We start from the raw sequence: 9,404 nt of genomic DNA, 5'->3' as shown, positions 1-9,404 counted from the left end.
CATATCAAGAAATAGCAATATAATGACCATAAAACATCGCTTCCGTACACAGAGAGTAATACTGTCACCTTATATTACTATCGTGACTCGCAACAACGGTTTCGATACATCCCTTCAAATCATTTTTATCTCGATAAAATATAATTAAAAATGTGTAACTATCTTTTTTCTTGACCAATGAGATACCTTAGAGGCCACATTTGGCATTTGGTACATTTTCCCAACCTCCAACAATTCTGTGAAAAGCGATACCATCGATACATTTCCATTTCTCCTTGTTTTCTTCGGTCATCCGACTTCCTTCATTAACAACAAGTGCATTCGTCTTTTCTTTTTTTACACTCAAGTTAATTATAGATTTATTTGCATCTTTTTTATTAGTGAACTCCGTTATTTTCTTCTCTATATTCGTTTCTTGTATGATCGTTTTTTCGATTTGAACTTGTACTACTCCAACTGTGGCACCAGTGATCATTCCAATGAGTGCCAATATCCGCCATGGAACCGATCTAAGAGAATTATTCAGTGATGCAAAATATTTATTTTTTGATTTCATATTAAAAGTCATAGTATCTTTAATGGCAATCACGATTAAAAAATTCTTTTATGGAAATACTCTCGAGCCGCTATAGAGGCGACTGAGCTTATCCAGTCTTTGTGCCCCAAGGAGTTAAATTAACAGACTCTTAAATATTTTTCTGTGATTGATTAGTTGATATGAAATTTATTTTTGACAAACTCCAGAAATACATTATGCAATAATCGCATTGGATATCGCTTGAAATCCTTCCAAGCACATATGTTCTTATTCCATTACTAAATCAGTCAACGGATCCCATTAAGTGCAGCAAATAAATAAAATAAAATTTCCTCATAATCACATATCGAAGATGCTTATTAAAGCATTTATTTTTCAGAACAGGCAATACCTCGTAAGGTACCACGCATTCTATGTTTAACATGAAAGCACGTTTTTTCGTTTTCACCTGTACTGACTCAGATTATCGGTAATAGTATTTCCAATTTTAAAAAATTTTATTCATACCTTTCCGAAAATTTGTTTCACGATCTTACCGCGAATAAAGATAAAAAATGAAGATGGTAGAAAAACGTCATTTCATTGGAATAAACCGATAAAATACTCATTATAAAAATAGAAATCCTTTACTACCGATCTGAGGAGAGACTTCAAGCTGGACAATATATTGAGTCAGAATTCTAGTCACAACACTGATCTCGCCTTGCAATAACTGGCACAGATCAATAACTGCAACTGCACAAAACACCACGCCGCCCATAGACACAGATCAAAAATTCACTGTCGCTCGGCTATCTCCTTTTCACAAACCCATCCGTTCACACACTCAATAACGGCAAATCCAGTGATCGGGTTACCACCCCAAACACTTTGCTTTAATCAGGTAACACTAAATAATGCTGAGCAGACTGAGTCAACAAATGCCGCCATTCGAGGCTGCGTTTAAAAATGTAACAATCACCGCACCACACAACCACAATACACTTAACTCGCTACGGGCAATCAAAATCGCCAAGACCGTGGCACACGTAACTGCCGATAGACCACACCAAAAACAACAACCAACACCACAGCAATACAAATATCGCCATTTACTTCTATGGACAACTGTAACCAGAAAAATATCGAAGCCTTCAAATTTCGCCATGTGAAATATTCTGGTGACAATACCAACCACTGCACTCTAACCCTGGGTCACCACTACACTAAAGAACAGTAACCGCAGTCACTTCATGCTCACTGGAGCAATAAAATTTCCAAATCGAATCCCACAAAATAACTAAGGAACCATGATTTCAAAGTTGACCAATTATCCATTCAACACGATACGATATCTGTCTTTAATCGATACTTCACACTTGGTCAGTGTGCGCACGGTACCGCCAAAGTCACATCCATAATGACCTTACCCTTGCCAAAAAGACGAAGAAAGGCAACCTACCTAAGTACAGGGCACACACAAGCTGACCATGACAGAATTAAATGTGCACATGGAAGCATACTAGAGATGATGCCATCGACATCAAACTCTTACCCATTGGAGAAAAATACATTGTTACAAACTTAATTAGCCTTGACTTGTTCGTACTGATCTTGGTGCCGCTGCACTAGAGGTCATCACTGACTAAGCAGCTTATCAAATAATGGTGGTATCAAATGTCAACTGATGACGCGATTGCTTGCTGTACACCCCGATGATAAACACCTTTATATAGTTTCTTTAAAAGACACGCTAATGAGTTTCTCCAGATGCACATCGGCATGAGGCAAGAGTTTCAGCGATGGAATCCTCTGTTTGATTCGCGGGTTTGATCAGATTATTGAGCAAAATGCTGAAAACCAGTGGGTAATTATCCACTGCTGTCACATAGCCGCTCAGCGATGAAATCCCCGTCATAGAACCAGTCTTGGCAATCACCTTACTCTCTGCAACCGTACCACGCATCCGATTTCGCAACGTACCTCCGATGAGGCGATCAGGCTGACCGGCCACAGGCAACGAAGCATACAATGCTGCAAACCAAGGTTTCTTGCGCGCCGCAAGTAGGATATCGGTCAAGATCCGAGAGGTAACAAGATTATAACGGGACAAGCCAGAACCATCGACCTGAATTAACGACTCGGAATTGATACCATCCGCAGCAAGCACACCCAAAGTAGCCTGCACACCAGCCGAGGCACTCCCCTGATTCAGCGACTTTCGCCCTATCGACTTAAGAAATATTTCTGCCATCGTGTTATTCGAAAGTTTCATGAGAGGGATCGCTAGACTCTCAAGAGATGCAGACTGATGCTTTACTAATATCGATACCTGCTCCGGCGCGGCTTGCCCCACTACTGCATGGCCAGCGACCTCGATTCCGTGGCGTTTCAACGCGATCTGGAAAATATCGGAAACAATCAGGGAAGGTCTCCATACGCTGCGCAATTCTTGTATCGAATCTCCAGGCTTTACCGTTCCAGATACATAAATGTCGTTACTCCCACGGGCTCTTGAAATTGTGACTGCGCTGGTATTGCCATTGACCACACGACTGATCACTTTCACTACATTATTACGAGGTGAAACTGTTATTCTTGGAGCACTATTTCCTGTTTCTACGGCGCTGACGTCAATAATGACAGACCCTGCATCGAAATCTGCGTTTGGGGAAAAAGTCAGCGCTGCTATTTGTGCCGCAAAGTATTTATCTTCATCATCGATCATCCAGCCAGAACCTAATGCGATTGAATCGAACCAAGTATCGTCCAGAACGAGATTGTCATCGATTTTGCTAATCCCTCGTGCTGCAAGATCACTTGCGAGACTGTCGTAGTCATCAGCGCTTAACGTTGGATCCCCCGTTCCTTTTAGATACAAATTACCTGCCAAATGTCCTTCTCTCTGTATTCCGTCCGTCATGAGACTGGTTTCGAACCGATAATCGCCCCCCAGCACCGAAAATGCCGAGTAGAGTGTCACGAGCTTAAGGTTGGAAGCTGGAGACAGTCGATTCTCTGTATTAAGTGCGTAAAGAACATCGCCTGTTTTGGCATCACGTACAGTTAACGCAACGAGACTACCTTCAGTGCTTTTATTGCTTGCAATGATCTTGTCGATGCGTGAGGCCAGAGCCGATCTGGAGATACTACTAGCATCTGACCTTTTGGAAGGTTGATCTTTTGTGGAACCGAAAGTACTGCATCCGACAAATGCAAAAACGATAGGAATCCAAATACCTTTTTTAATTAACAGCGTAAAATAAGAAATTTCATTAAGCAAAAGCATCTGGATGGCCTTTAAGAATCTCAAAACGCAATACATGCTCAAAATTCTATGAATTTTCCTCCGACGTCATTACATTTGATAAATCAGTTTTAACGAGTCACCATATCCTTCGCAGATAGAAAACTCATGTGAACTTCCTCGTTATAGCAGTTCTACAGCCAGCCATGATGTGCACTTTTACCAGAAAATTTATTCTAAAGTTGTGCTCGTTGCTGCATTATGACCATCTGTGAATCGCGTCTTCCTCAGCATCCAAAATCACATAGCCGTTGATGCAGAAATCATTGTAACCCATGTGGTTGCGCCTGCTACACGACCGTATTTCGTTATACGCCTGCAAGAACTCTTTATCGCCCGTCCATTTGGTGCAACAGTCGAACCACTCGGCACTGACGTCAATCAGGTGGTGAACGGTCAGCGTGTCTGCTCTCAGCACGATCGGCCAACATTCGATCAGGTATCCAAATCATCCGAACTTCATCATCATGAAAGGCCGCTTCATCGGTTGCTTCTTACAAAAGCACTGTACCGCTCATTGAGAGTGACTCGACCATTGCTGACAAGTACCTAGCCGAGCATAGCCGTATCTACGTACAGTAACAGCACATCAAGACACCATAAGCATACAGTCGCAATATTCAGCAGAACAGCTATAACATCACCGCTATCCAACCATATCAAAACCTACGACCACTATTTACCAGAAAACAGCAAAACGACCCCAAATTTCGATCAACGATCATTCGCTTGGCCGAAATACCGAAAAATGGACAACGCTCACCACACTGCATTCTCCATCAATGACTTCACCAAACTAGTTGCAAGCAGGTCGACTGCTCTGTTCTTATCTGCATCGTTATTTCTTTTTTTGGTAATTACAACAATCGTGTCACCAACCATGATTTGGAACATGTTTACGATTGATCGAAAACATACATAGATCGCAACCAAAGTCACTACTGATTCGACTCAGCCTCGCATATTCGGACACATCTCAGCCATATGAATAAAGGCGGACATATATAATGACTCAGCCTCGATCTTATCGATCAGACAATTACTTTCTGCATCGAATCAGCAATTTTGCAGATCTGCTTTGAACGCCAAACATCGGATACACACTCAGTCGGAAGACTGCATCACTCAACAAATCAGCAAGCGCGTGATCAATTAAACAATCACTGACGATGAACCCTCAAGTCTGACACAAGAGAGAGTTAACCTTTATTCAATTCAGATCACCTGACACCGGCGTCGACGCTGTAAGGTGCCTTGATGTCACAGCACCGACAAAAGCCAGGAAATTTGTACAGCAATAAGTCCTCACTGAAATACTGGACACAGGTGTATTGCAACGCATCAGTCAACGATGCCACTTCCACCGCCAACAGATCGCTCCGCTTCCGGCTCATTTCGGTATGTCCTGCTCACCTCTAAACGTACATCCTCATGTGATGACACATCGGAACTCGGGGCTCCAGCTCAGCCTGGATGATTTCAAGCACTTCTTGACTTCACTATTAGTCGCCTCTTGTAAGACTCTTGCTTGGCGCTGCACATTCGACATGTGCTGGACATGGCCTGTGATCCAAAGTAGCGCATCTAACACAGCTTTTTTACATGTTGCACACCACCTCGACCACATCAGGATCAGTTTGCATGCTACCCAGCACCGTTTTGCTTCCAACACTTTCGACCAACACACCCGTTGCGATTAAACCACAATGTCAACGACACAATGCGGGCCCAAAAACGATTCGGAAACACCACTCAAAGATTAAAGTTCAAAACATCGTAAAGCCCGCAATACTCAGGATCTTAAGCATGGTACGTCACACTCGACGCAACATCATTGCATTTCCACCATCCCCACGATTAATACCGTAATGGCAATACACGATGGAATCGCACCGAATGGGCTTGCAGCCGACAGCCATCAATGACTCTTCGTACACCACTACCAACAGAATCAACAACGTCACCCGAAAAATGCATCGATAGTCACATCTGACATATGGGGCTATATCAACGGATCATTCAAAAATACACCGCTGATACAAGACAAGATAATCATGAGAGGAAGCATGGCAACCACCAACCGTCCAGGACTCGTCCATCCTGCATCAGCAAGTAGCCTGTATGCGCAGGCTGGCACTTCAGGGCTCGCGAGCTCCCCAGACGACCTGCCCCCACCAGGAAGACACCAACACTAGAAACAACAACATAAGCAACTCAAGCAAAGGGGAAGGAGACAGGTTTCAACTATCCAGGTCAACCCACCTCAAGCACAGCGCTCGGCAGGTGGCGCGCTCGGAGGGATTCGAACCCCCGACCAATGGCTTCGGAAGCCACTACTCTGATCCACTGAGCTACGAGCGCGTAACCGGCGATCATACTAAACCCGGAGCACTCACGCATCCAGGTTTACAATCACCACCTCCAACTGCCTTCAGCTATTTCCGTCTCTGACAACTCACCCGCCATTATGGCTTACGAACGCTTTACATCAGTGATCACCGCGCTGCTCCACTGGCACAACCGCCTTGACCCGTATTGGAAGCTGGCACGGGGCAACCGCCCTGTTGGTTTCTTGCTTCTGCTATGGCCCACTTGGTGGGCACTGTGGTTAGCCGGCGGCGGTGTACCACCATGGTGGACGCTCTGTGTCTTCACCGCTGGTATCTGGTTGACACGCTCAGCCGGATGCGTGATCAACGACTACACCGACCGGTGGCTTGACCCACACGTTGAACGCACCCGTATACGCCCCTTGGTTACCGGTGCCGTCTCACCACGCAACGCCTTGCTGATGTTCGCCGCACTGATGCTGATCGCCTTCGGTCTAGTACTCACCATGAATCGGCTCACCATAATGCTGAGCGTGCCGGGGCTGTTGCTGGCCCTTACCTATCCATACTTAAAACGCTACACCTATCTCCCTCAGGTCTACTTAGGCATGGCCTTTGGCTGGGGTATTCCGATGGCCTTCGCTGCCGTACAAGGAAAAATACCGGCTTTGGCCTGGCTACTGTACGTTGCCAACATTCTGTGGACCACGGCCTATGACACTTGGTATGCGATGGTCGATCGCGACGACGACATCAAAATGGGCGCTAAATCCACCGCGATTCTATTCGCTGACCTAGATCTGATTGCGCAAGGAGTGCTGTACGCACTCATGTTCTTTACCTTGTGGCTGGTCGGCCTACGCGCCACACTCTCGCCAACTTACTGGGTGAGTTTGGCCACAGCCATAACGCTGGTCGGATACCAATTCATCATCGCTCGACGTCGCGAACCCACCGCCTGTTTTCGCGCCTTTCTGCATAACAACTGGGTTGGCATGACCATCTTCGCTGGCATCGCCTTCGGCACAACACACTGACCTTTGCCGATACGACCCGAATAAGCGTAGTAAGCACGCGACATGCACAACGCAGCATCATACAAATCAGGCACCCAGCGCAACATCACTTAGGGCCGCTGCTACTGATCGAACTTCTTAAAATACAACGACGCTCATGACACTGCGGCAATAACACCTCAGCATTGGAATGACAGAAAAACACCTTCGACAGGCTGAATGTACCTATGCAATAGAACGCATGGCGTCGTGAGCGAAACGGACGATATCGGTAAGCACGTGGATCTCGCGCTGATCACCACGCCTATCTGGACCCAGAACATCCGTCACCAACATCACTTGACGGAAATGTATTCAGAATTTTGAGGTACGAGACGCTGAATACACTTTCCATTGCAGCAATCATCATTTGCAACGCATGCTCGACATAATGAGCAAGTTGCGTGTGTACTACACGCTGACTTTGACGAAGCACTTCACGTCGTCAAGAACTGACTCATCTATAGCACTGCTCCATTCCTACCTCGTGTCTTCCAGGCTGCCATTAAGCCACTTTAGTCATTGAATTGTTACCTGCAAAGTATTCGCGCATCTTGATGATCTTGCGCAATCAAACGTTAGTCGTGTCGTTCACCAAAGACCGTTGGGATGCATTAGTTTCAAGACTGAAACGAGTCATCCGCATTTCTTCCGATTCACAACCTCTAGGTTGTGGTCGATCAAAGGCACGATGTGCGCTCTTGCGATCTGATACCGTTCGGTAATAGCACCGCAAGCACTGCGAAGATGTATTGGAAGCATTGGTCATAAACTGGAAAGAAGCCTCTCCATATCGGAGGCGCGTGTCCTCCTGCATCACATTCTATTCGCCGAGATGAACTGAGCAAACGCCTAGACTGACATGCAACAGCGGTAACACTCCTACAGCGGGACGCATCTACCGGACGCAATCAAGCAGACCACACACCTCTGAAAAAATCACTAAACCACGCAATAACCGCGTATACATACGCTCGATTTAGCAGAGATCGATCAGTATTCAAGGCGGTAACTTACTGCAATCCTTTTCCTTACCACGCAGCTTCTCCCAACGCGTACGGCTATTCTGACAACGCCGGTACGCCTCAATTGCTTCTGCGACAGATTGATTGGCCGTTTTACGTGCAGTCTGGATGCGCTGCTGCTGAAGTTGAGCGAGCTTTGCACGGATCTGCGGGATCACTGCAATCGTGGCGCGCTCACCTTCCAAGATCGCAGCGTTACGTTGATCAAAATCGGTCGGACCGATGTCCAGTACTTTGGGTTGAATCACGACGTTAGCGCGCTTGAGTTCGGCTTCACCCAAGCGCTGGCCCATAATCGAGATCGACTGATTGACTGTACCCACCAAATCCCCAGGATTCTTGCCACTGGCTTTGCTGGAAATATCTACTGCGATTACGAAGTCGGCACCAAGCTGACGCGCCGCGTCCACTGGGATAGGACTAGCGATGCCACCATCGACATAATGGTAACCACCAATAGCGACCGGCTCAAATACACCGGGGATACTACAAGAGGCGCGCACTGCCTCGCCAACATTCCCACGTATAAACATCGTACGTTGCCCGTCCTCTAACCGCGTAGCTATCGCCGCGAATGGTTTGTTCAACTTCTCGATGGGACGTTTGCCAACTTGTTCATTGACATAGTCTTGAAGCTTCTGGCCCTGTACCAACCCCCCGGAAAAAAGACGCAAGTCACGAATATTGCTCTCATCCAGAGCAACCGCTTTTGTCTGTATCTTGAATGCGTCCATGCCGCTGGCGTACAGCGCGCCAACCACACTACCAGCACTAGTCCCTGCAACCACACTCGGAGCGAAGCCATTGGCTTCTAACATCTTGAGAACGCCAATATGAGCGAAACCCTTGGCCGCACCACCACCGAGGGCAACGCCAATTCGCACCGGTGGCACCGATATATCGGATGGCTGCGGTAAAGGTGGCCGCGAAGTCGAGCGCGGCGCGCTACTACAAGCGGTCAACAAAGCAATCAGAGCAGTCGCCAGAAATGGTAATGAAAAAGTAAAACGCATACTGGATGGTGCAAGTAAGAAAGATGGACAGCATAACGGTTGCATCCCCTGACAACCTTACGCCTGCAAGCTCGGTTCAGGATATCCACGCTGCACGTGCTTACGCAGACACATGAAATGCTGTTTTCATTGTTGATTGGAAACAGCCAAATTCATG

At 46.4% G+C, this 9,404-nt stretch carries 7 protein-coding genes and 1 tRNA gene; 2 read left to right on the top strand and 6 right to left on the bottom strand.

From position 1 onward, the window contains the following. Positions 1-187: 187 nt before the first annotated feature. The 3 genes from PLS229_RS00275 to dacB form a co-directional block, all read right to left on the bottom strand. Positions 188-589, bottom strand: coding sequence for a hypothetical protein (locus PLS229_RS00275; protein WP_152536653.1), 402 nt, complete (start codon positions 587-589; stop codon positions 188-190). A gap of 862 nt (positions 590-1,451) precedes the next feature. Then, positions 1,452-1,685, bottom strand: a complete 234-nt coding sequence (locus tag PLS229_RS11855) for a hypothetical protein (protein ID WP_216651942.1) — start codon at positions 1,683-1,685, stop codon at positions 1,452-1,454. A gap of 585 nt (positions 1,686-2,270) precedes the next feature. Further along, positions 2,271-3,806 carry a D-alanyl-D-alanine carboxypeptidase/D-alanyl-D-alanine endopeptidase gene (gene dacB / locus PLS229_RS00270; protein ID WP_081755472.1) on the bottom strand — a complete coding sequence of 512 codons (1,536 nt, stop codon included), beginning with the start codon at positions 3,804-3,806 and terminating at the stop codon, positions 2,271-2,273. Positions 3,807-4,035: 229 nt separating this feature from the next. On the opposite strand from dacB, the gene PLS229_RS11850 reads away from it, so the two are divergent. Beyond that, complete coding sequence (locus PLS229_RS11850; RefSeq protein WP_152536652.1) at positions 4,036-4,377, top strand: hypothetical protein; 342 nt, start codon at positions 4,036-4,038, stop codon at positions 4,375-4,377. A 667-nt stretch (positions 4,378-5,044) separates the two neighbouring features. Here the strand turns inward: PLS229_RS11850 and PLS229_RS00265 are convergent. Together PLS229_RS00265 and PLS229_RS00260 are read right to left on the bottom strand one after the other, a co-directional pair. Next, positions 5,045-5,218, bottom strand: coding sequence for a hypothetical protein (locus PLS229_RS00265; RefSeq protein WP_160165216.1), 174 nt, complete (start codon positions 5,216-5,218; stop codon positions 5,045-5,047). Between the two features lie 890 nt (positions 5,219-6,108). After that, positions 6,109-6,185: transfer RNA gene (locus PLS229_RS00260), tRNA-Arg, on the bottom strand. Positions 6,186-6,291: 106 nt separating this feature from the next. Between PLS229_RS00260 and ubiA the strand changes: the two genes are divergently transcribed. Then, positions 6,292-7,191, top strand: coding sequence for a 4-hydroxybenzoate octaprenyltransferase (gene ubiA, locus PLS229_RS00255; RefSeq protein WP_038272309.1), 900 nt, complete (start codon positions 6,292-6,294; stop codon positions 7,189-7,191). A gap of 1,018 nt (positions 7,192-8,209) precedes the next feature. Here the strand turns inward: ubiA and PLS229_RS00250 are convergent. Then, positions 8,210-9,247, bottom strand: a complete 1,038-nt coding sequence (locus PLS229_RS00250) for a patatin-like phospholipase family protein (RefSeq protein ID WP_038272307.1) — start codon at positions 9,245-9,247, stop codon at positions 8,210-8,212. Positions 9,248-9,404 lie beyond the last annotated feature (157 nt).

Source organism: Xylella taiwanensis (assembly GCF_013177435.1).
In the GTDB taxonomy this organism is placed as follows: Bacteria; Pseudomonadota; Gammaproteobacteria; order Xanthomonadales; family Xanthomonadaceae; genus Xylella; species Xylella taiwanensis.
This window is presented reverse-complemented; position numbering and strand designations above follow the sequence as displayed.